Annotated in this window: 24 protein-coding genes; 3 read left to right on the plus strand and 21 right to left on the minus strand. The window is 29.7% G+C overall.

Annotation, left to right across the window (positions count from 1 at the left end; all coding sequences use genetic code 11):
* Positions 1–150: 150 nt before the first annotated feature.
* The 15 genes from dnaB to C661_RS0117415 all read right to left on the minus strand — a co-directional run bounded on the left by dnaB (position 151) and on the right by C661_RS0117415 (position 11,439).
* Positions 151–1,464, minus strand: a complete 1,314-nt coding sequence (gene dnaB / locus C661_RS0117360) for a replicative DNA helicase (protein WP_017416623.1) — start codon at positions 1,462–1,464, stop codon at positions 151–153.
* A gap of 8 nt (positions 1,465–1,472) precedes the next feature.
* A complete protein-coding gene (locus C661_RS22915; RefSeq protein WP_017416624.1) occupies positions 1,473–2,456 on the minus strand; it encodes a DnaD domain-containing protein in 984 nt (327 codons plus the stop codon).
* 680 nt (positions 2,457–3,136) lie between these two features.
* The gene (locus tag C661_RS22920) at positions 3,137–3,649 is read right to left on the minus strand and encodes a flavodoxin family protein (protein ID WP_157785708.1); all 513 of its coding nucleotides are present in this window, start codon (positions 3,647–3,649) and stop codon (positions 3,137–3,139) included.
* A gap of 4 nt (positions 3,650–3,653) precedes the next feature.
* Positions 3,654–4,256 (minus strand): P63C domain-containing protein, encoded by a 603-nt coding sequence (locus C661_RS22245; RefSeq protein ID WP_017416626.1) that lies wholly within the window; start codon positions 4,254–4,256, stop codon positions 3,654–3,656.
* Positions 4,257–4,358: 102 nt separating this feature from the next.
* Positions 4,359–4,547, minus strand: coding sequence for a hypothetical protein (locus C661_RS24350; RefSeq protein WP_017416627.1), 189 nt, complete (start codon positions 4,545–4,547; stop codon positions 4,359–4,361).
* A 35-nt stretch (positions 4,548–4,582) separates the two neighbouring features.
* On the minus strand, positions 4,583–5,569 hold the full coding sequence (locus tag C661_RS0117380; RefSeq protein ID WP_017416628.1) for a ComEC/Rec2 family competence protein: 987 nt from the start codon (positions 5,567–5,569) through the stop codon (positions 4,583–4,585).
* Positions 5,557–5,763, minus strand: a complete 207-nt coding sequence (locus C661_RS0117385) for a hypothetical protein (RefSeq protein WP_017416629.1) — start codon at positions 5,761–5,763, stop codon at positions 5,557–5,559. Before C661_RS0117385 ends, C661_RS0117380 begins: the two co-directional genes overlap by 13 nt.
* On the minus strand, positions 5,756–6,607 hold the full coding sequence (locus C661_RS0117390; protein ID WP_017416630.1) for a TIGR04255 family protein: 852 nt from the start codon (positions 6,605–6,607) through the stop codon (positions 5,756–5,758). The genes C661_RS0117385 and C661_RS0117390 overlap by 8 nt, the downstream gene beginning before the upstream one ends.
* A gap of 93 nt (positions 6,608–6,700) precedes the next feature.
* Positions 6,701–7,075 carry a DUF6262 family protein gene (locus tag C661_RS0117395; protein ID WP_017416631.1) on the minus strand — a complete coding sequence of 125 codons (375 nt, stop codon included), beginning with the start codon at positions 7,073–7,075 and terminating at the stop codon, positions 6,701–6,703.
* Positions 7,076–7,077: 2 nt separating this feature from the next.
* The gene (locus C661_RS24495) at positions 7,078–7,677 is read right to left on the minus strand and encodes a tyrosine-type recombinase/integrase (RefSeq protein ID WP_341349163.1); all 600 of its coding nucleotides are present in this window, start codon (positions 7,675–7,677) and stop codon (positions 7,078–7,080) included.
* The gene (locus tag C661_RS24500) at positions 7,602–8,618 is read right to left on the minus strand and encodes a hypothetical protein (protein WP_341349162.1); all 1,017 of its coding nucleotides are present in this window, start codon (positions 8,616–8,618) and stop codon (positions 7,602–7,604) included. The genes C661_RS24495 and C661_RS24500 overlap by 76 nt, the downstream gene beginning before the upstream one ends.
* A 205-nt stretch (positions 8,619–8,823) precedes the next feature.
* Positions 8,824–9,042 (minus strand): hypothetical protein, encoded by a 219-nt coding sequence (locus C661_RS24505; protein WP_017416633.1) that lies wholly within the window; start codon positions 9,040–9,042, stop codon positions 8,824–8,826.
* Positions 9,032–10,168: a tyrosine-type recombinase/integrase gene (locus tag C661_RS0117405; RefSeq protein WP_017416634.1), complete on the minus strand. Its 1,137-nt coding sequence runs from the start codon at positions 10,166–10,168 to the stop codon at positions 9,032–9,034. Before C661_RS0117405 ends, C661_RS24505 begins: the two co-directional genes overlap by 11 nt.
* Before the next feature lie 148 nt (positions 10,169–10,316).
* Positions 10,317–10,583: a flavodoxin family protein gene (locus tag C661_RS22255; RefSeq protein WP_017416635.1), complete on the minus strand. Its 267-nt coding sequence runs from the start codon at positions 10,581–10,583 to the stop codon at positions 10,317–10,319.
* A gap of 463 nt (positions 10,584–11,046) precedes the next feature.
* Complete coding sequence (locus tag C661_RS0117415; RefSeq protein ID WP_017416636.1) at positions 11,047–11,439, minus strand: YgaP family membrane protein; 393 nt, start codon at positions 11,437–11,439, stop codon at positions 11,047–11,049.
* 479 nt (positions 11,440–11,918) lie between these two features.
* Here C661_RS0117415 and C661_RS0117420 point away from each other — a divergent pair, with 479 nt between their 5' ends.
* Entirely contained in the window at positions 11,919–12,383 is a 465-nt protein-coding gene (locus C661_RS0117420; RefSeq protein WP_017416637.1) for a GreA/GreB family elongation factor, read from the plus strand.
* A 184-nt stretch (positions 12,384–12,567) separates the two neighbouring features.
* On the opposite strand, the gene C661_RS23755 is transcribed toward C661_RS0117420, so the two are convergent.
* Together C661_RS23755 and C661_RS0117430 are read right to left on the minus strand one after the other, a co-directional pair.
* The gene (locus C661_RS23755; protein WP_017416638.1) at positions 12,568–12,717 is read right to left on the minus strand and encodes a hypothetical protein; all 150 of its coding nucleotides are present in this window, start codon (positions 12,715–12,717) and stop codon (positions 12,568–12,570) included.
* A gap of 536 nt (positions 12,718–13,253) precedes the next feature.
* Positions 13,254–13,715 carry a pyridoxamine 5'-phosphate oxidase family protein gene (locus C661_RS0117430; protein ID WP_017416639.1) on the minus strand — a complete coding sequence of 154 codons (462 nt, stop codon included), beginning with the start codon at positions 13,713–13,715 and terminating at the stop codon, positions 13,254–13,256.
* A 258-nt stretch (positions 13,716–13,973) separates the two neighbouring features.
* Between C661_RS0117430 and pdxR the strand changes: the two genes are divergently transcribed.
* Positions 13,974–15,398 (plus strand): MocR-like pyridoxine biosynthesis transcription factor PdxR, encoded by a 1,425-nt coding sequence (gene pdxR / locus C661_RS0117435; protein WP_017416640.1) that lies wholly within the window; start codon positions 13,974–13,976, stop codon positions 15,396–15,398.
* A gap of 120 nt (positions 15,399–15,518) precedes the next feature.
* Here pdxR and C661_RS0117440 read toward each other — a convergent pair whose 3' ends face one another.
* Genes C661_RS0117440 through C661_RS24040 form a run of 3 tightly spaced genes read right to left on the minus strand, consistent with a single transcriptional unit; the run spans position 15,519 to position 17,005 of the window.
* Entirely contained in the window at positions 15,519–15,719 is a 201-nt protein-coding gene (locus C661_RS0117440) for a type II toxin-antitoxin system antitoxin (RefSeq protein WP_017416641.1), read from the minus strand.
* Between the two features lie 30 nt (positions 15,720–15,749).
* Complete coding sequence (locus C661_RS0117445) at positions 15,750–16,772, minus strand: SPFH domain-containing protein (RefSeq protein WP_017416642.1); 1,023 nt, start codon at positions 16,770–16,772, stop codon at positions 15,750–15,752.
* A 44-nt stretch (positions 16,773–16,816) separates the two neighbouring features.
* A complete protein-coding gene (locus C661_RS24040) occupies positions 16,817–17,005 on the minus strand; it encodes a hypothetical protein (protein WP_192812674.1) in 189 nt (62 codons plus the stop codon).
* A gap of 153 nt (positions 17,006–17,158) precedes the next feature.
* Between C661_RS24040 and C661_RS22925 the strand changes: the two genes are divergently transcribed.
* A complete protein-coding gene (locus C661_RS22925) occupies positions 17,159–19,255 on the plus strand; it encodes a PocR ligand-binding domain-containing protein (RefSeq protein ID WP_017416643.1) in 2,097 nt (698 codons plus the stop codon).
* A 270-nt stretch (positions 19,256–19,525) separates the two neighbouring features.
* Here C661_RS22925 and C661_RS0117455 read toward each other — a convergent pair whose 3' ends face one another.
* Positions 19,526–20,368, minus strand: coding sequence for a nitroreductase family protein (locus C661_RS0117455; protein WP_017416644.1), 843 nt, complete (start codon positions 20,366–20,368; stop codon positions 19,526–19,528).
* Positions 20,369–20,997 lie beyond the last annotated feature (629 nt).

A 20,997-nucleotide genomic window follows, 5' to 3' on the forward strand; every position in this document is an offset into this window, starting at 1 on the left:
ACTGTAGGTTCCATGGATAAGTTCAGTGTTGAAATTAGTTCCCTATATTATGAAATCAAAAGTAAGGCTTGGTTATAAATTGAATTTACCTTGACCAGGAACTATTCAGGGTTAAAGGATATTTAGATTTGGCTTAGTTATACATTAAATTTACCTTGAATCCTTTAAGACTTTTTCTCTCTCTTCCATCTTTTGATAAGCTCCATTCCATTTCATTGGTATGACTCCAGTTTCTCCTTGCCTTGCTTTTCCAATCAACAGTTCTAGTTCATCTTCTTTAGCTTCTTCTGGCTCATAGTAGGCATGTCTATAAACAAACATCACTGTATCTGCATCTTGTTCAATGGCACCTGAATCCCTTAAATCTGCAAGGATTGGCCTTTTGTCTACCCTGGTTTCTGTGGCTCTATTTATTTGAGATAAACATACCATTGTGATGTCCAGTTCCTTTGCCATTCTCTTGAGCTGTGAAGATATGTTTGATACCTCTAAGTTTCTGTTTGAAAAGGAAGTTTGAAGTCCTATAATTTGAAGGTAATCTATAAAAACCACATCAAGTCCTTCACTTTCTTTTAATCTGTAACATTCACTTTTAATGTCTTCAAGATAAATCACCGAATCATAAAGCTTGAAGTTATAGTTTGATAATTTTTCAATGGTGTTTTTAACTCTAGAAAATTCCTCCTCATTTAGATTAGATCTTTTAATTTTGTTCATGGGTATTTTGCATAGAGCTGCTGCTATTCTTTGAAAACATTGCTTTTTACTCATTTCTATGGAAAAGTAAGCTACCTTGTTTTTTCCTCTTATGGCTGTAGCTAAAGCTAAGTTCATACTAACTGCTGATTTTCCCATTCTGGGTCTTCCTGCAATTATTAAAAGCTCCTGTCTTTCAAAGCCTCCTAGGATATGATCTAAGTTTTTATACCCTGAACTTATGGAAGATAAAGCTTTCTCTCCCCTTCTAACTGCATCTATATCTCCTATAAAATTATCTATGCCTTCTTTTAGCTCTCCACTATGCCTTTTTCCTCCAGTTTTGATTAGGTTTATAGTACTTTCCAAATCACTAATTATTTCTCCTATAGACTTGTCCCCTTCATTAGCTTCCTTAGTGGCATTGTTAGAACAGTTTATGAATCTTCTTAAATTAGCTTTGTCCTTTATTATTTCGCTATAGGTTTTTATATGTTCTCCTGATAAAGAGGATGCTATGACCTCACTTAAATAGGTTATTCCTCCAGCCTCACTTAGGTTTTCTTTTAAGGCCTCTGTAAGAGTTACCAGGGTTATTGGGAAGTTACTTTCTTGAAGCTGTCTTATGGCACTATAAATTAATTTATTTTTCTTATCATAAAAGTCCTCAGGTAGTAGAAAGTCATAAATCTCATGAATTAGCTTATTTTCTTTTATTACTGCTCCTAGAACTTCTGCTTCAGCCTTTAAGTTAAATCTTCTATCCATGGGCTTTTCTACTCCTTTTCATAGTCTACTTCTGCCAGATTTTTGCTATAAAATCTTGTTCCACTGTTATCTTCCTTTTTCCCAATTGCAGCCTTTTTGAGCTCCTTGTATCTTTTGATAGCCTCTTCTGCTTCCTTCAAGGTGGTTATTCCCTCTGACAGCCAGTTGTTTAAGATTCCTGACACATAATTTAGATTCCGTTTATTAACACCTACCGCTTCTTCTAACGCTTTTAACACCAAAGCCTCACCCATGTCCTCTACCCATTGATTCAGCTTTTGTATCTCTATTGGTGAAGGTAAGTGGAAGTTGTTTTTAAAGCATTGTAAAACTACATTTTTATTTTGAGGCTTGTCTATATTCTCTTTACTGATTTCTTCACTATTTTCTTTATGATTTTCCCCATTATTTTCTTTGCCATCTTCCTTATTGCTCCCTTTATGCCCTCCCTCCTGATTTGCCTTTACAAATTCCCCTGTAGCAGCTTCCTCTTTTACTTCCTTTGCTTCTTTGGTTTCTTTTGCTTCTCTTTGCATTTCTCTTTCTCTTTCTAATAATTCATCAGGAACTTCTACATCTTTAAAAATTTCTTCTAGAAACTCAGGTTCTTCCCTACAAATTCCTTTGCATATTTCATAAAAAGTACTTATAAATTCTGTAGTTTTAATCCTTTTAAGCTCTTTATTGATGCAAATTCTAATGTTTTTGTGATTATGAGTGTTGTTGTATTTATACCAATTTAAAAGCATTACTTCCTTATTCTTATGATTATAAAAAAGCTTTCCCTTCTCCTGAAAAAACTTAAGATGGTTCATGATTTTCTCCTCAGAAAATTGAAGCTCTAGCTGAGCAATAGTAAGCCCAATATTATAAATTCCACATTGGGTGGTTCTTCTATTAGTTAATAAAAATATATAGGTTAGCTTTTGCTCTGAAGAAAGCTCTAGTATAAATTCATCTTGCCAAAACTCAATATCAACTGGTCTATACATAAAAACACATCCTACTCTTAAAATAATAAAAAGTTCTTTTTGTAGAGCTGCTTTGGAAACAGATTTGAAATGCCCCAAAAGTTGCTAAATAGTTTCGTGTAATAATCTACTTTGCTTACAGGTATAAATAAAATTCATAAAATTTTCAGCAAAATTATAACTCTAAAGATTAAATATGCAGTTTTTATAAAAGTTGCATGGATTTTGAAAAAATTTTTAGAATATTTTTTATAGCTTTAATTTTTATAGACTCCAATGGTAAAAGTTTTTCTAAAAAAACTTAAGATAGACAAGGTAAGACTTCACTTGAGCTATGCTTCTAGATTTTCTTAGTGAGGTTTTAATTTATTCAGCATGAATTTAATCCTGAAAACTTATTAAGAGCGCTCTAAGGTACTTGCTTATATAAACCTTGTTATTTGAGCTTTTGAATAATAAAATTTCTAGAAATATAAATTTTATTTTTACTATCCTCTAAAAAATAATTCCTGAAAAACCAAGTTATAATTACAAAAAACAAAAGGACTATTACTTTTTTGTAATAATCCTTTTATATGTACCGGTTTTATTTAATTTATTGATTATATCTTAAAGACAATTTCACTTGTTTGTTTTAGTTGTAGTAGTTTATTTTATTATTGTTGTAGTATAGGTCAGTGGGTTGGTAGGGGGTTAATTATCTAATCTCCAACCTTTTTCACCTTTTTATTAAGGATTTTATAAAAGGATTTTGACAACCCTCTTTTTCCTTGTGAAATACTACAGTTGAAGAAATAGTTATTACCTATCCAGTTTTTCTCTTCCCAATATGCTCTGTCTAGCTCCAAAATCTTCGTTGCTAATACCTTTTGAACTTGAAACATTATCAATTGATTTAAGGTAGGTTTGTAATCTTCTTTTTTCATAAATAAATGGTTCACAAAATTTTTGTATTCCTTTTGCTCAATAGGGTTTTCAATGGTACTTGCTGTTCTTCCTATATTTCCTGTGGGAAAAGCAGCCCATTGAATTAATAATTTATCAAGTCCCTTTAAAGTATCCTTTAACCCTGAAACAGCAGTGGTTGATACGGTTAACGCAGGAATCCCAACAAGTTCTGGTCTGTGGAACAATCTACAGGTACGATCAACAAATACCTTTAATTTTCCGCTTATACCACCCATTAATAATATCTCGTGTCTGCTTATATCCATGCCTTTACTTATAACGTTTATAGCATAGACTACATGTAATCATAGACATATTAATGTCCTTACTTAATTTTTCACTGGCCAAAACTTTCAGTTCTTTCATGTCCCCACACAACTTGGCCATACCGATAATTTGCCATATATGTTGGGTTAGTTCTTTAAGCCCATATTCACTGTTTAACCATTGAAAATATTTTTTATGGCCATTATACTTAGGTGGTTTATTTTCCCTCAAATATTTAGCGATATCCTCATCTAATAAATTATAAATTAATTGATTAACATATTTTCCCGAATATTTAGGTCTTTTCTTTAAACTACCTTTCCAATTAGTAAGTCGGCCAAACTCATACCATAATTCATCTGGAAATGTTTTTTCCCATTCTCTTGCATTACTATCTTCATCAACTAAGAAATATCTCAGCTTTAGTTGGAGCTCTTTTGAATTCCTAACCTTTTGATATCCAGTAGCCTCATCTATTAATGCAATAATACCAATCTTGGCCGTTGATATTATAAATTTATTTGCATTTTTTACAATCTCTTGTTGTGCTTCTGATAACTTTTCATTATTTAGGTTGGCCGTTATAAATGCACTACAAACATCCATAAAATCTTCTGAATTATAGCCCTTTTCTATTTTGCCATCATGTTCAAACTCTACAATCCCTTGAGGTACTCTATCATGGTGCTTGTCCGTTAATGGCTTAAGTCAATCTGGTAGATATTTTATTATGTTTGATACGGCTAAATAATTTCCGAATTTACCATGTTCTTTACCTCTTAAAGCTTTAGTTAAATTACTTAGTTTAAAAACTCTTTGGCCATCGTCTAAAACATAGCAAGGCAAGTCATTAAAAACCTCTAAAACTCCTGAACTTATAACTTTTGGTATTTTCACATATATTTATTCCTTCTTATTTGTTTTTATTATTTTTATAGTTCTACAGCATCATTTAAACACTTATATGCAATACTTGTGTTTATAACATCTACCCTAACCACTGAAACGCCATAACCATCTTGTCCATTTTTATTAGTCTTAATTTTGCAATTAGTACAAAACGTCTTATGTGACCTACTTTTATAATTATTCAAAAGGCTTATGCTTGGTAAATTTGCATTATTATATACAGTACTGCAACTAACTAAATGGTTAGTTATACCTGAAGAATCTAAATAGTCTAAAAACATTTTTGATTTATCTGAGCCATGATGTGGAATCTTAATGTAGTGAATTTTATCAGGTAATGATATGTTCTCATAAAATCTATTTATAGTTCTTTTCTCAATGTCACTAGTAAATATAAAATTAACCCCTTCAAATTCCATCAATAATGCAATTGAAAAATGATTATTTTTCAATTTCTTGTTATCATATTGTGAAAGAATTAAATTATAAAATGGAGAAATACTATGTATACAAAACTTATATGGTTTTATACTTGTTTCGCTACCTATTGATAAATCAATTAACTTCATTCCAGCTTGTGCTTCTACTACATCATACATTTCAGTATCTTTTTTCTTTTTTATTTTATCAGCTATGCTATTACATAGAAGCTGAGTGTTTTCAGAAAGCCTATCGCTTAATTCGACTAATGCTTGTGGGATTATAATCCGAGTATTTTCATCTGTATAATTATCAAGTATTTTATCTATACCGATAGAATGGTCTTCGTCAGGATGTGTCCAACATAAAAAATTAATTTTATCAATATTAAAACTATTTAATAATTCAATAGTTTTGTTTATACCTTTTTCTTCATAACAATCTATAACACCAGAAAAAATTATTTTTTCTTCTGGTGTTATACTTTTTATTAAAAATAATATACTTTCGCCAGCACTATTATATCCAATTAAATACACTTCTATAAACAAATCTTTTACTTTATTTAAGTGATTCTTTATAATTCCCATTCTACTTCTTCTAATTCTATACTTTTCCTAATGTGTCTTTCACTTTTGCTTATATATGTAGATATATTATATTTACTGCGAAATGTAATTATTTCTTTATTCCTATCAACTTTTATAACATACTTGTTCTCTTCTTTTTTATCTTCAGGAAGATTTGAATAGATGTTTTTATAAGTTGCTGTAAATTTAATCATTTTTATTCAACCCCCATTCAACTTTATCACTTTTACCACTAATTAAATCATTTATTAAATGTTCTGTAATCATAGATTTAAAAATTTCAAATATATCATCATTTATTTTTTTAATCATTGTTTCTAGATCATTATAACTATCAAATCTTTCACATATATTCTCTTTTATATAACCATCTATATCTAATACAACATTAAATGCTCTCTCTTGGTCATCTAAAAAGCCTTCTTGAATAAATTTCAAAATATTAAACGAATGCCCATTAAACTCACAATTATCAATTGATTGTCTTCTCATATATTTAATTTCATTATCATTCTTAGTGCTATCTTTAATATTAATTTCATTAAAAAAATCTTTTTCGAAGCAATAATATAAATTTGTATCTTTACATATGATATTGTTTATTTTTCTCAATCCAATTCTAGTAAATCTAATAAACTTGAATTTTTCTTGAGCTAAGATAATTACATTACAAAAAGTTTCTATGCAACTTGCAAAACAATATTTTTCATTGCATTTCTTAACATTAAAGATTATACAGCTTTCGCCAACTATTAAATCAATTGTATCTTCGGGGTTTTGAAATATATAAATACGTTCCCTTTTTATAGACTTTTTAACTTTAAAACCGTCTTCAGATAAAACATCAGGGTCATTTATTTGAAGCTCTATATCATTAATAAAATCTTCATTTGTAAGAAAGAAATTTTTATCAATTAATAACTTTTGTAAATCCGCAACTAATTCTTCTATATTTACTATTCTTAAAAAATCTATTCTTAATGTTACTTTATTAAGTAAGTTTGAAGTTAAATCTTTTCTTTTTACATCACTTTTCAAAACAAAAGCCTCCCATTCGTTTGTGTTCATTTAAATTATTATACCATATTTTATATTCTATTAAATTAATTTTATGTAATCCATATTATCATATTATACTTTCTCATACAATTTACCTCTAAGAACTTCTAGTTGTTCTTTCAGTTTTTTATTTTCATCCTCTAGCTGTTTAATTCTTTTATCTTTGGCCAATATTATAACATCTTTAGATTTTGATGTTTTATCATATTTAGCCCTTTGATTCATAGTTTTATTTACTTGTTTATCTCTAAGTTCTTCAATTCTTTTTTTAATATCTTTATTGTTATAGAGGAATGTCTTAGACACCCCACTAAGTTGAGAGACACTGTTGAAGTTAATTTTCTGTTCAGTTAAAGAGAGTTCTCTAATGACCTTATCTACTTTTTCTAAAGTAATTTTAGATTTATTTTTAGCATATTCCTTTAGCCCTTTTGTGCTCCCAGCCATTATTAAAATTCCTCCCTTGATGAACCATTTTTATGAATTAACTTATGTTCCTTGATATTCTCTAATGTTTCTTGTAATAAGTTTAAATAAACTTTATTCTTTTCTGCCCAAAGTTCTCTGCCACATCTTTCACTTATTGCTATTTGTTTTTTAACTTGTTCTATTTCTTCCTCATACTCAGGTATATTTTCAATCGTAGTACAGAAACTAGCACAATTTAGACAATGATTCATCTGTTGTTTACAAGGCAACTTAGATGACTTAAAACACACTCCAAAAGGTACTTTAACTGCATCTAAATTCTTTTTAACGTACTCGTACTTTATTAAATTCTCTACCTCTTGTGTACTTACATCCATCGGTTCTAATTTATGAGTTTCAGTATTGACCTTGAATAGTTCTAGTTCCTCTGTGTCTTTCCACTTTTCATATAAGATATTTTCATCTACAGTGGCATAATGCACTGTCATTTGAAGGCTTGTATGTCCTAATATTTGTTGAATAATAGAAATCCCCATTCCTTGTTCTACATACTCCTTAGCTCTAGTATGACGTAACGAATGAAGTTTGAAGTGATATAATTCTCCATTGACATCCCTAATATCTTTTTTTTGATTAGCCGTTTTATGGAATACAACAACCTAAATTTAGTATATGGATTTCCTTTTAATTTTCCTTCATAAATATTAAATAAATACTTGTTAGGATTATTTTCTTCTGTGCTTAATTCCTTTGCTTTATCAATAGATTTTTGAACCATTTCTGCAACTTTATCTCTTATAGATATTTTAAGTTGTGCAATTCCTGTTTTAGTTATTTCTCCACAAAGATAATAATTATAAGTTTGCTCTTTACTGTTCCATATTTGTTCTAAACAGTTATTATATCTAAGATTCAATATATCTGTACCACGCCACCCTGTTTCTCTAAGAAGAATATAAGCTGGAATATATTCCGAGCTATATAAATCTCCAATATTATTATCTATTTGTTTTAAAATGGGTTCAAGAATAAACTTAGCTTTTATATTCTTGCTATCCCAAGATGCTCTTTTCTGCATATCATCTGCAAAAATTAATAGTGACACATCTTTTTTAGGTGCTTCTTTATATTGAGCTAACTGTATATATTCTAAAAACGCTCTAACATATGAAATAAATAAGTTAGTTTGTTGTTTGCTTTTCCCCTTGCGGTCATTCATTAAATGAAATATATATTCTTCAATGTCTTTTCTATCTAAATTTTCTACAAATCCATCCCCATATCCTCTGGAATAAAATGATTTGAAAAAGTAGTTTAAAAAACTCAATATGTTAGAACACAAACTAAACGATTTTTTTGTTATAATTGTTGCAAAATACCTTTTAACAGCCTCCCTATAATATTCAGGTATAGATGTAAAGTTTAACCTATTTGTCCTAATATTTTGAGTGGCTGAAACCCTGACCCCTTTTATGTTTTTTGCATACCATATATCTTTTTCTATTTCTTCTCTATCATCATAGTATCTGCCAATGAACTTAATCACTAATAATATGTTCATTATGTTAAAACTATTAAATCCCTTATTATCAGTTTTAATTCATGCTTCAGATAAATATATATTCCATCTTCTGTAAAACTTATCGTAATCTATCTCATTAAAACTATTAACATTATAATAATATATATTTAAAAACTCACTTAAATGTTTAAAACTTTCAGATATAGATGTTATATATTTACTACTTAATTTCCCTTCTTTGAAATTAAATATAATATTTAATTTCATTTTTTAAAAACACATTTTTAAATCTTGAAAAATCAATGTATCTCCTGCCGTGAATAGATTCTCCTATAAAGAATTCTTCCGTTATATCCCATTTGTCATTATTTAGCCAATAACCATCATCTTGCTTTAAATATTTTGTAATTTCTTCATATTTATTTAATTGACCTTTGTTTATCTTTTGTAGGTTAGTTTTCATCATTCACCTCTTCTTTAAAAATATCTAAGTTTAAATTTGCTTGAATCCTCTCAAACTCTCTTGTTAAATCCTCATCTGAAGGATGTATATAAGTATTTAAAGTAGTATATATATTTTTATGCCCAGCCCTTATTCTTAGAAGTTCTGGCTGCCAATTGGCCATCCTAAGAGTGGTTAATGATGTATGTCTAAACATGTGAGGCGTGACATATATCCCTGTTTTCTTTTTTAACATCCTAAACAAATTATCAATATCAACATAACTCATTGCTTTATATTTATTAGATCCACTTATCTTAATAAATATATGATTGGTTTCAACTTCTTCAGTATGATATTCTACTATATATTCCATAAACATATCTATAAGATTCTGTGAAACATCAATTCTTCTAGGGCTCGCTACAGTTTTTATTTCAGCGTTATTCTCTAACTCACCGCGGTCTTTAATTTCTATTATATATTCACTAATATCAAAATCTTCAATCCATAAAGATAAGGCCTCGCCTATTCTCATACCAGTTTCATATAACAATGTTAACAAAAACCTATCTCTAAGGTTATTACATGCTAATATAAGCATCTCAATCTCTTGTTTATTAAGTGTCTTTGGCCTATTCTTAGGAACTTTTAATTTAAGAATATTACTAGTTAATTTCTTCTTCTCTAAAGCTATTCCATATAAAAATCCTTTGAAATTACTATTTGAAGAAGTAATAAACCTTCTAAGTCTCTCAGATATATTATTACTATACTCTTCATGTCTCAAAAGATAATCATAGAATAACAAAACAGTGTCAATTATTATGTTAATTGTTCTAGGACACCGCACTGATTCTACTGGAGTTACTGCTCTTACCTTTGAACTATTATATGGATTTTGAAGCCAGTTTACAAACATAGATAACTTATCAATAGTTACATTCTCAAAATCTATATTATTTTGCTCAAGATACTCAAAATATAACTTTAGGTGTTGACAGTACATTCTTAATGTATTCCTTGCATAATTCGTATTATCCTTAAACTTAATAAATTTTAATACTGATTCTATTGGCAATCCTTCATTATCAGCTAAATAGTATCGTTCTTTCCCATCTTCCGTCTTTACCTTAACTACTTCCATATAATAATTTACACTCCTATACTTTTATATCTTTGTATAGTTTATTATATGTACTATAAATATTCAAACTATATATTTAATAACCAGTGTTATAATATGATATAAAAAAATAACATAAACTACTATGAGTAGCATGTTATTATGTACACTATATTATATAAACCGGAGTGCTTATTATTATTCCATCACATACTTTAAGTTTACCCATTAATAAATCCATGTCATCTTTAATGTGACACTTACCAACTCTTAGGCATTGCTCACAGCCATAGCATTCTTTTATGTCATAGTCGAACAGGTTTATGATTTCTACTTCTACCTTTTCCTTTTTAAGCTCTTCTTGAAGTTGCTCTAAGATTCCATAGGTATTTTTCTTTCTCCTACTGCTATTTATTGCAATAACTCTTTTCACCATATCTCCCACCTTTGTAAATACTTGTTTTCTTTATTCAACAAAGCTTTTCTTATTTATATGTTAATAGATTATTATAGTCTTTATTATAATTAATATTAGTAAAATGAATCTTGTCCACATTTTATAATTCCCCTAGGGGTAAGTTGTCTATCTATAGGTTTAACTAATCTTTTCATTTAAAACACCTTTATAATAGTTTAACATGTTGAGATAGAGTTTTGGAGATTTGTCTTATTATTAGTAATACCACCTCTGGGGTAATTTTCCCTCTAATTCTTTACATATATAGAATTCCAAAAATTAACCTCACTAATTAGAAACCTATTTTTGCATTCTCTTTCATATAAGCTGCTTTTGATTTATTAAGTAATTTAGAAATACTGTTTCAACTTATATATAGAATTCCATAAAATTAAAAGAATGCCCTACAAACCTTTTTAGATGCTAGGCATTCCTCAACTCTTTATAGTAAATTCTTTAGCGCTTCTTTTTCATAATTAATTTCCGAACAGGTTCTAATTCCCATTCTTCTAAAAACCTCTAAGGGTGGGCACCAACCTTGAAGAGCATGCTGTAATAAGAATCCTCCTACCACACCTGTTCCTAAAAACCATTTCTTATTTACTGTAAAGCCCAAAGCTGTAGTTACAATAATAGCACTTGCCGCATTGGTTTCAAGGACTCTTTCAATATCCCATTCTTCCTCCAATTCTTTTAGTCTGTGTTTAATTTCATCTTTGCTTTTATCTGCATAGCTTAAAACATTTTCTAAGGTTTCTTTCATAATTTTATTATTTATTTCCCTAGTAGTATGTAACTGCACTCTCTTCATTGTATCTGGAAAAATAGTTCTCATACTTTGCCTCCTTTATCCTACTTTACCCACTAACATTATTTTTTACGGTTATACAAATAATGTTTTTCCTAAATAATAATATAAGCTTCTAGGGTTAAGACTTAATTTATAGCTGAGCCTACCTTGGTTCCCTTTGGACTTTTTCATAATGAATTATTTGCAAAAATTTAATTCATTATAAATTTCATTCATGATGAATAAGATGCTTTTATATCATGGATGCCTATATTATTCGCTAAAATAAAAATTTATATTTATTAATCCTAATGAAAATAAATTACATGCACACTTTGCTAACAATCTCTAAACAAATTTTTTTAATATGGAATTTTCTTTTTAAGTGATGGTAGTTGAATATGCAAATCTATGATAATATGTATTATAATATTAAAGAGAATGCAAAACATAATTAGATATATTTATAGAGTATCTTTATTGCATTTCATATATTATAAAAATTCTTGTGAGGTATTTTGTATATGAATAACAAATTGACTAAGGAAAACTTAGAAAAATTAAAAGAAGAATTAGATTATAGGCTTACGGTGAAAAGAGCTGAAATTGCCAAGGAAAAGATGGAAGCTGCTGCCCATGGTGATAGGTCTGAAAATGCAGAATATAAGGAAGCCTGTGCAAACTATAGAGAAAATGATAATAGGATTCAATATTTATTAACTATGATTTCAACCTCCACAGTAATAGATGATACTTCTTTAGATAGCTCGGTTTTAGGGGTTAATAGAAAAGCTAAAGTTAAGTTTGTAGAGGATGATTTTGAAACTGATATTACCTTAACAACTACTTTGGATGCAGATCCAGAAAAAATGTTTATAAGCATAGAGTCAGATCTTGGAAAGGCCTTGGCTGGTAAAAAAGCTGGAGATGTAGTAGAGGTTAATGCTCCAGATGAAACCTATGAAGTTGAGATTTTAGAGCTATTGTAATGTTTTAAAAAGTAAATTATATTTAAGATTTTTAAAAGCTGTTTCAAAGGTATAGGATTACTTTTGAAACAGCTTTTATGCTTAACTTCTCTGCTTTTCCTTGAAGCTAAAAGAATAGGAAACACTAATTTTATCATAAGCTTACTGTGATTCCTTTAAAATTCTTATAATAAAACTAATTTTTTTACTTACCAGTTGTAACTCCTTCAGTTAACTTCTTAAGACCTTCGCTATCTATTTCTCCTCTATTGCTTGACCCTTTAGTACTGCCACCTCTCTGGTTTCGAGTAGCAGCTTCTGTTTCTGATTTAATAACTTTATTAGCCTTTTTCATAAGAATATGACCTCCTAAGATAATTTGACTTACATCTATTATAATTTCATTAATTCAATTAATTATGTAAGAAATTTTACTATAGGATCATGTCCATGGTGGAGTTACTCTTTGTAGTTATCCTTGAAACATTCTCTTTTTTATACTTAGATTGAAGACCTTTAAATTAATTTTCACTTTATTCTTTTGCAGCTTGGAGAAACCACTTCCACATTTAATTTATATGTTCTAAAAGTGTTTTCTCCAAAAGGATAGGTGCAAAAAAATATCAGTTCTTTTCAAAAAAAGTTAATTCTTTTCTAGCTCAATTAATGTAATTATCTAAGTTTATATTATTAAGGAATTGTCATTTTAAAAGATATATAAAGTTTTGGGCTTGTTTATCTATAGATTTACCACTTAAAACGCTAAAGCATTTTGCTATGGAAGCATTGAAAAAACTTAATTTTATTTAAAGCTATTACGTGGTATATCTATATGCATACCTTTTATAACCATCAATAATATTGCACTTCCTTTTTATACTTATTTCTAGTTTAATCTTTAGATTTCTTCCCTGTAATCTCTTCAATTTCAATCTTAATAACTGCCACTTTTTTTAGTGCGGCTTCAGGAAACTTAAAATCAGCTTTTCCTGAATATTTTTCCATTATTGCATTTAAAGCTTCCGCTTTTTCTACTAGATCCTCCACAAAGTATGCTTTACCAAAGCCTATTACACTTAAATATTTCATAGACCAACCACAAGGATTATTAGCTTTAACTACTTCAGTCTTTACATCCACTTCAAAGCAAACATTGCTATTTTTCTTTAATATTTCAATCTTTTTACCTTCTAAGGCAGAGTGAATATATAGATAGTTATCCTTACATCCAAAATTCATGGGTACAATGTAAGGTTTATTATCCTCACATAACCCAATTCTACATTCTAAAGCTTCTTTCATTATAGATTCTATGACTTCTAAATCCTTAATTTCCTTTTCACTTCTTCTCATTTTTATTCCTCCCTATTTATAAATCATTGTGTTTGAGAGAATCACATAAGCATGTTTAACTTTAAGGGTTTCCTATGTTTTGTGATTCTATATAATTAACCATAATCTTTAACAACAATTCCCCAAAAACAGAAAATATGAACTTTCCTCATTTTCAAATTGACTGCTGTTTAACATAATATTACAATGAAACTGTACTCATTATAAGTGCCAATTTATAATAATTTAAGAGTGCCAGTTTATAAGGAGAGTAATACTATGATGGTGCTAAATGAAAATTCATCAGAAACTTTATGTGTTCAAATATATAATAAGATAAAGGAAGAAATTCTATCTGGAAATCTATCTGTGGGTAGCAAGCTTCCCTCTACTCGTACTCTTGCAAAGTCCTTAAATGTAAGCAGAAACACTGTAGAAGCAGCTTATCAACAGCTTTCTTCTGAAGGGTATATTAAAAGCAAACCTTGTAGTGGATATATTGTTGAAGAAATTCATAGCTTAGAAATTACTGCTTCCGAAGTAAAAAGTATTAAACCTAACGTGGATTACCTGACAGAGGCAAGCTTTAACAATGATAATGAGGAACCTTATTTATATGATTTTAAATATGGAGCTCTAAGTTCTGGGAATTTTCCTTTAAATACTTGGCGTAGGCTTACAAATCAATGCCTTTCCTCAGTTAGTGCTGAGAAAATGCTACATTACAATGACCTTAAAGGTGAGGTTGAATTAAGAATTGAAATAATGAGATATTTAAGTAAATCTAGAGGGGTACACTGCACTCCTAATGAAATTATCCTATGTGCAGGAGTGCAAAACTGCGTGGAGCAATTATCCGTGCTATTTAGAGAACACTCAAAAAAAGTGGCCTTTGAAGAACCTGGGTATATTGGGTCAAGAGATGTGTTTATTAATAATTCCTATGAAATAATTCCTATTCCAGTGGAGGAAGATGGACTTGATCTTGAGAAATTGGAAGCTAGTGATGGAAAAATAGTCTATGTAACTCCCTCTCATCAATACCCAACAGGTGCTTTAATGCCTATTCAAAAGAGGTTAAAGCTTCTAGATTGGGCAAAAAGAAAGGATGGAATAATAATCGAAGATGATTATGATAGTGAATTTAGATATAATTCAAAGCCTATTCCCTCCATACAAAGCATAGACTCTAATGGACAAGTAATATATATTGGAACCTTTTCAAAGTCTCTTGCTCCAAGTCTCAGGATGAGTTACATGGTGCTCCCAAAGAAATGGATTGAGAAATATGATAAGGTCTTTGGAAGATACAGCTGCCAGGTGCCTTGGATGCAACAAAAGGTCCTTGAAGAATTTATGTCCTTAGGTCATTGGGATAGCCATTTAAGAAAAATAACCCATTCTTATAAAAAGAAGCATGACACTCTAATTCAATGTATTAATACTCAAATGGAAAACAAAGTAGTTATTCATGGTAAAAATGCAGGACTTCATATTCTCCTGGAGTTTAAAGATGGGTTAACAGAAGTAGAAGCAATAGAAAGAGCTAAAGAGGTTGGGGTTAAGGTATACCCTTTAGCACCCTATTTTATAAATCCAAAGAGCTATAAAAATAATATGGTTTGCATTGGCTTTAGCGGCATGAGTGAAGAATCCATCCTTCAGGGGATAGCTCTTCTTAAGGATGCGTGGTTTAATAAGTAATTTTACCTATTGACTCCTATATTTAATAAAATCTATGTATCTAAAAATTAAGATAAGCAGATTAAACCCCTAGAATTTCTAAAAATCCTAGGGGTTTTAACTATTCTACGAAAAGAACACTTATTCCATTAAGTCTTCTTCACCTTTTCTATCCTTATCAGTTCCTTTACGCTTTTTTACGCATTCTGTCAGTAAATATTCTATTTGTCCATTGATGGATCGAAAGTCATCCTCAGCCCAAGCTGCTAGCTCATTCCAAAGACTTGGTGATAGTCTTAATAAAACCTGTTTCTTATCTTTTTCCTTTGACTTCTTATCCACTATCTCTCAAGCCCTCTTCCTAATTATTTTTTAATAAATTGAACCACTATTTACTATTGGCTGTGCATCCTTATTTCCGCAAAGGACTACTAGTAGGTTGCTTACCATAGCAGCTTTTCTTTCATCATCCAATTCAACTATATCATTTTCACTAAGCTGATTCAAAGCCATTTGAACCATGCCTACTGCACCTTCTACAATTTTTTGTCTTGCTGCAATGATAGCAACTGCTTGTTGACGTTGTAACATAGCTGAAGCTATTTCAGGTGCGTATGATAGATGAGTGATACGAACCTCTAAAACTTCAAGTCCTGCTATGTCAACCTTTTCTTGTAATTCTCTTTGCATAATAGAAGCAACTTCTTGACTGCTACCACGTAAAGATTTTTCATTGTTATTTTCATTCTCTTGTCCAGCTTCATTAGTATCATAAGGATAGCATCTTGCTACATTACGAATTACAGAATCACACTGAGTAGAAATGTAATTTTTATAGTTATCTACATTGAATACTGCCATAGAAGCATTTCTTACCTTCCATATTACAACAGCTCCTATTTCAATTGGGTTACCAAGTTCATCATTAACCTTTTGTTTTCTATTCTCAAGTGTTATTGCTTTTAAAGAAATTTTTTTACCAACAGTATCATGAGTCATATTTTCATGATCTTTATTAGCAGCAATTTGACTTGCTGTAGTGACTACATGTTTAGCAGTTGGATTTATACCTGTACAAAAAGGGTTTACCCAATAAAATCCCTCTTTTTTTAATGCTCCTTTGTATTCTCCAAACAAGGTTAAAACTAAAGCTTCATTTGGGTTTATTACTTTAAGTCCTATAAGCATTATAGGTGCAATAATAATAACTGCAACTGATACTAATATAATACTTACACCAATGGCTGTATTAGTTTCTACCACAAGGCTAGCACTTAATATAATGCCAGCTATAGCTAATATAATTAGTGCCATATTTCCAATGAGCATTCCCATACCACTTCTTGCTTGCATTTCTTTTTCTTCATAAAGGATTTTCTTATCCTCCATAACCATTCACTCCCCTAAAAATATTAATATGATATCAAATTGATATCATATTAATATCTTACATCTTTTTGAATATATTTACAATAGCTTTTGTACATTTCCTTATCAGCTAGATTTATTAGTTCTGTAGCTGTTTTCCATAAATTATTATCATATTCTGATATACCAAAGCTCACATCAACTTTATAGGGTAGTATCTTTATTTTACTTTGATAAAATAGTTGATTGTGAAATTGCATGATTATTCAGATAAAATAACACATTTTCTTTTTAGAAAAAGGGTTTTTATACAACATATAGAATATATTAAGAAATTTATTAGAATAAGGGGTTATTTTGTATTAATAACAGAGATTATATATTAACTTCATTTGAATTTTTGGGGGGATATCATGAAATACGAACTAACAGATCTTGTAGATATTAATCAGCTCAGAAAGTTGTTAGATAGCTTTTATCAAGCAACTAATATTGCTTCTGGAATCGTTTCAAGAGATGGTACCATTCTCACCTCAACAGGTTGGAGAGATATGTGCACAAAATTTCATAGAGTAAATCCTAACTCTAAACTCCTATGTATTGAAAGTGATGTATTCATCCTAGAAAAGCTGAAAAATAAAGACATTATTGTGGATTATAAATGCAAAAATGGGTTGATAGATATCGGAACACCTATTGTAGTAGATGGAATTTTTCTCGCCACTATCTTTAGTGGTCAAATTTTTTTTGAAAAACCAGATAAAGAATTTTTTCGAATGCAAGCAAAAAAATTTGGTTTTGATGAAGAAGCTTACCTAAAAGCTTTAGATGAAATCCCAATTGTTAATAAAGAAGAACACGAAAAAATCCTTATTTTCCTTAAACACCTCTCAGAAATGGTTGGGGAATTAGGTTTGCGCCAATTAAAAATTCTAGAATCACAAAAACAACTTATGCTTTCTGATGAGCGATATGAACTTGCGCTAAAGGGTTCTAATGATGGAATGTGGGATTACAAAATCAAAGATGGTACTTTTTATGCTTCAGATAGATTTCTTCAGATCTTAGGTTATACAAAATCTGAATTTAACCTTTACTTCCCCAATTATAAGGAATTTATTCACCCTGAAGATAGAGATGATTTCGTAAAAGAATTATCCTACCACTTCCAAGGGCATAATAGACACTTTATACAAGAGGTTCGAATTAAAGCTAATTTCAATAACTATAAGTGGGTTTTAATTCGTGGGGCTGCTATATGTAATGATGAAAATGTTCCTTTAAGAATGGCTGGTTCTTTAACAGATCTATCTTGTCGAAAAAATGCTGAAGAACAATTAAAGAAAGTACAAACTTTTTCTAAAACCATAATAGATAATGCAAATGTTATAATTTGTGTTTGGAACCAAGATGGTTTTCTAGTTCAATTTAATAAATATGGAGAAAAGCTTTCAGGGTATTCTGCTAAAGAAGTTTTAGGTTATAACTGGAGAAATACTATTTTTGAAGAAGAAGATGGCAATGAAATATTAAACTACATTCGTTCACTAAGTCCAGAGATAATCTCAACACAAATAGAAAAATCTTTTGTTAATAACCATGGCTCGCTAGTTACTATACTTTGGAATACTCAAATCATAAAAGATGAAGAAGGCACTATTAAAAATGTTATTGGTATTGGCTTAGATATAACAAAAAGAAAAAATGAAGAGAAAATCTTAACAGAATTTTTTGCAAATATCTCTCATGAGCTGAAAACCCCATTGAATATAATATTTTGCTCAATACAATTAACTGATTTATATAATAATAATTCACCTAATGATAATAACCTTCAATTTTTAAATTGCAAAAAAAGTATAAAGCAAAATTGTTATAGATTACTGAGATTAGTAAATAATCTAATTGATATTACTAAACACGACGCAGGCTTTTTAGAACTGAGTATGGAAAAGTGTAATATTGTTAATTTACTAGAGGATATTTCGCTTTCTGTAATACCATACATTCAAAACAAAGGATTAGAGTTGGTTTTTGATACAGATATTGAAGAAAAAATTATGTATTGTGATCCTGATAAAATAGAAAGAATTGTATTAAATTTACTTTCAAATGCAATTAAATTTAGCAGTGCACCTGGAATAATTTATATATATTTAAAAGACATGGGAAATTTTATTTCCTTTTCTGTGAAAGACACTGGTATAGGAATTAAAGAAGATCAGCTTAATATCATATTCGAACGTTTTAAACAGGTAAATAAATCTTTTACAAGGGAACAGGAAGGTAGCGGTATTGGATTATCTCTTGTAAAAGCTCTTGTAGAACTTCATAATGGTTCTATTAAGGTTAATAGTAGCTATGGAGAAGGTAGTGAATTTATAGTTAACCTTCCTTCTAACATGAATTTCTGCGCTAATAAAGCTGAAACTTTAAATGATAAGCATATAAGCCAGCCTTCTAATGCAGAAAAAGTAACCATAGAGTTTTCTGATATTTATTTTACTTAACATATAACTTGTATGTTTTTTAACTTTAAGACTAATTTACTAATATTATAATTGTTATTATAGATAAATTTCTTTTCAAATATATCTTTTCTTATTATTATAGATTAAAACCCCTAGAATTTCTATAAATCTTAGGGGTTTTAACCTATTCCACGTAAAGAACACTTATCTTATTAAGTCTTCTTCCCCTTTTTTATCCTTATGAGTTCCTTTACGCTTTTTTACACATTCTGTCAGTAGCTATTCTATTTGCCCATTAATGGATGGAGTTTAGTTCTCTTTCCAGGTAACTATATATTTAAGCTTGGCAGCCTGAACCTCTGGCTTTGACTTTATCCATTGACCTGTTATTCCAAGTTCCCTTGCTGCTAGTTCAAAATGGCACATTGCAATACCCATGTCTATGTTTTGAATTTTAATTCCACTAAAGGTATTGTTGTACTTTTCATCTTCCTCTAAGAAAATATGATATAACCCCTGAGAGTCTTTAATAATTCTCCAAGGCTGTTTATTGGATGCAGAAGGAGCTAATCTCAAGGCTTCTAATACCTTACTGTATGATCCTATGGTGTCTAAATTTAATGAAGCGTTAAAGTTATTTTCAAAAAATAACACTTCAGGGTTTTTCCTCTTTTTAGCCCCTACTAAGGTCCTGATGAAATTTTCTTTTAAAGTTCTTTTATCAGCAGTATAACCTATAGGAGTGATGCAAGGTAATAACTCTTCACCAGATAGGTTTACTTGTTTTGCAAAACCACCTCTATTAAAAGTTCCACCTAGCCAGCAAGTTCCGAGCCCTAACTCCGAAACCTTAAGAATTAATTTTTCCATGCAGTAGCCAAAGTCCTCCATAGCATACTCCCCTGGTTTAACAACCCCTACAATATAACTTGTTGCCCCACTTATCATTCCATAGGTAATTAGTGACTTTAGCTCTGCTTTATCGTGTTCTGAAGCATCAATAAGATGAAAGGCAACTTCATTGCCCATGGGACCTTTTTTATTTTCTTCCATAAAAGCTTTAATAATATTTAATTTTTCCTTTTCAATTGGTTTGTCTATATAATTTCTTACAGAGTATCTTGACTCTATGGTTTTCATTACATTATTCATAAATAATAACTCCTCTTAATTTCTTATTTGTATAGATAAACAAGCTTAAAACTATATATATCTTTGAATATTATTATTCCTTGATATTAATAGAAACTTAGATAATTACATTAGTTGAGCTTGACAACAATTAATATTTTTTTGTAAAAAGAACTGCTATTTTTTTGTCCCTATCTTTTTTGAGAAACCAGATTTAAAACTTAACTTACGCGTGAGTCCTAACCTGGTTCCCTTAATAGGTTATTGGATATAGATTCATTCATACTGAATAAGTTAAAATTCCTTCTTGAAACCCTTAATTTAGATTTTTATAGCTTATGTTGTACCTAAGTTAAATTTTTTCTAGTTTTTCCTTTAGTATTGTATATATGTTTATGGTATTTCACATGGTTAAATTTCAATTGTTCTAAATTTAATTGTATTCAACCATTATCCTTTTGTCAAGGTATTCTCTGAGGTAACTTTTCCCTATAATCCCTTATCAGCTTACCCCAATAGTTACAAGTAAATAACTTCTGCAATTTGTAGATTATCTTTACAGTAATTCAGCCAGTGAAAGCATGTCTGACCTATATTTGATGATTTTTCACAGCTCTAATTAATATTTCTTTATATACCCATTGCTTAAA

Source organism: Clostridium tunisiense TJ (genome assembly GCF_000300195.1).
Lineage (GTDB): Bacteria > Bacillota > Clostridia > Clostridiales > Clostridiaceae > Clostridium_J > Clostridium_J tunisiense.

What these genes read in the sequence shown, in the direction of transcription:
- dnaB (WP_017416623.1), bottom strand. Translation starts at nt 1,464, where the DNA reads ATGGATAGAAGATTTAACTTAAAGGCTGAAGCAGAAGTTCTAGGAGCA.
- C661_RS22915 (WP_017416624.1), bottom strand. Translation starts at nt 2,456, where the DNA reads ATGTATAGACCAGTTGATATTGAGTTTTGGCAAGATGAATTTATACTA.
- C661_RS22920 (WP_157785708.1), bottom strand. Translation starts at nt 3,649, where the DNA reads ATGGATATAAGCAGACACGAGATATTATTAATGGGTGGTATAAGCGGA.
- C661_RS22245 (WP_017416626.1), bottom strand. Translation starts at nt 4,256, where the DNA reads ATGGATGTTTGTAGTGCATTTATAACGGCCAACCTAAATAATGAAAAG.
- C661_RS0117380 (WP_017416628.1), bottom strand. Translation starts at nt 5,569, where the DNA reads ATGGGAATTATAAAGAATCACTTAAATAAAGTAAAAGATTTGTTTATA.
- C661_RS0117385 (WP_017416629.1), bottom strand. Translation starts at nt 5,763, where the DNA reads ATGATTAAATTTACAGCAACTTATAAAAACATCTATTCAAATCTTCCT.
- C661_RS0117395 (WP_017416631.1), bottom strand. Translation starts at nt 7,075, where the DNA reads ATGGCTGGGAGCACAAAAGGGCTAAAGGAATATGCTAAAAATAAATCT.
- C661_RS24500 (WP_341349162.1), bottom strand. Translation starts at nt 8,618, where the DNA reads ATGAACATATTATTAGTGATTAAGTTCATTGGCAGATACTATGATGAT.
- C661_RS24505 (WP_017416633.1), bottom strand. Translation starts at nt 9,042, where the DNA reads ATGAAAACTAACCTACAAAAGATAAACAAAGGTCAATTAAATAAATAT.
- C661_RS0117405 (WP_017416634.1), bottom strand. Translation starts at nt 10,168, where the DNA reads ATGGAAGTAGTTAAGGTAAAGACGGAAGATGGGAAAGAACGATACTAT.
- C661_RS22255 (WP_017416635.1), bottom strand. Translation starts at nt 10,583, where the DNA reads ATGGTGAAAAGAGTTATTGCAATAAATAGCAGTAGGAGAAAGAAAAAT.
- C661_RS0117415 (WP_017416636.1), bottom strand. Translation starts at nt 11,439, where the DNA reads ATGAGAACTATTTTTCCAGATACAATGAAGAGAGTGCAGTTACATACT.
- C661_RS0117420 (WP_017416637.1), top strand. Translation starts at nt 11,919, where the DNA reads ATGAATAACAAATTGACTAAGGAAAACTTAGAAAAATTAAAAGAAGAA.
- C661_RS23755 (WP_017416638.1), bottom strand. Translation starts at nt 12,717, where the DNA reads ATGAAAAAGGCTAATAAAGTTATTAAATCAGAAACAGAAGCTGCTACT.
- C661_RS0117430 (WP_017416639.1), bottom strand. Translation starts at nt 13,715, where the DNA reads ATGAGAAGAAGTGAAAAGGAAATTAAGGATTTAGAAGTCATAGAATCT.
- pdxR (WP_017416640.1), top strand. Translation starts at nt 13,974, where the DNA reads ATGATGGTGCTAAATGAAAATTCATCAGAAACTTTATGTGTTCAAATA.
- C661_RS0117445 (WP_017416642.1), bottom strand. Translation starts at nt 16,772, where the DNA reads ATGGTTATGGAGGATAAGAAAATCCTTTATGAAGAAAAAGAAATGCAA.
- C661_RS24040 (WP_192812674.1), bottom strand. Translation starts at nt 17,005, where the DNA reads ATGCAATTTCACAATCAACTATTTTATCAAAGTAAAATAAAGATACTA.
- C661_RS22925 (WP_017416643.1), top strand. Translation starts at nt 17,159, where the DNA reads ATGAAATACGAACTAACAGATCTTGTAGATATTAATCAGCTCAGAAAG.
- C661_RS0117455 (WP_017416644.1), bottom strand. Translation starts at nt 20,368, where the DNA reads ATGAATAATGTAATGAAAACCATAGAGTCAAGATACTCTGTAAGAAAT.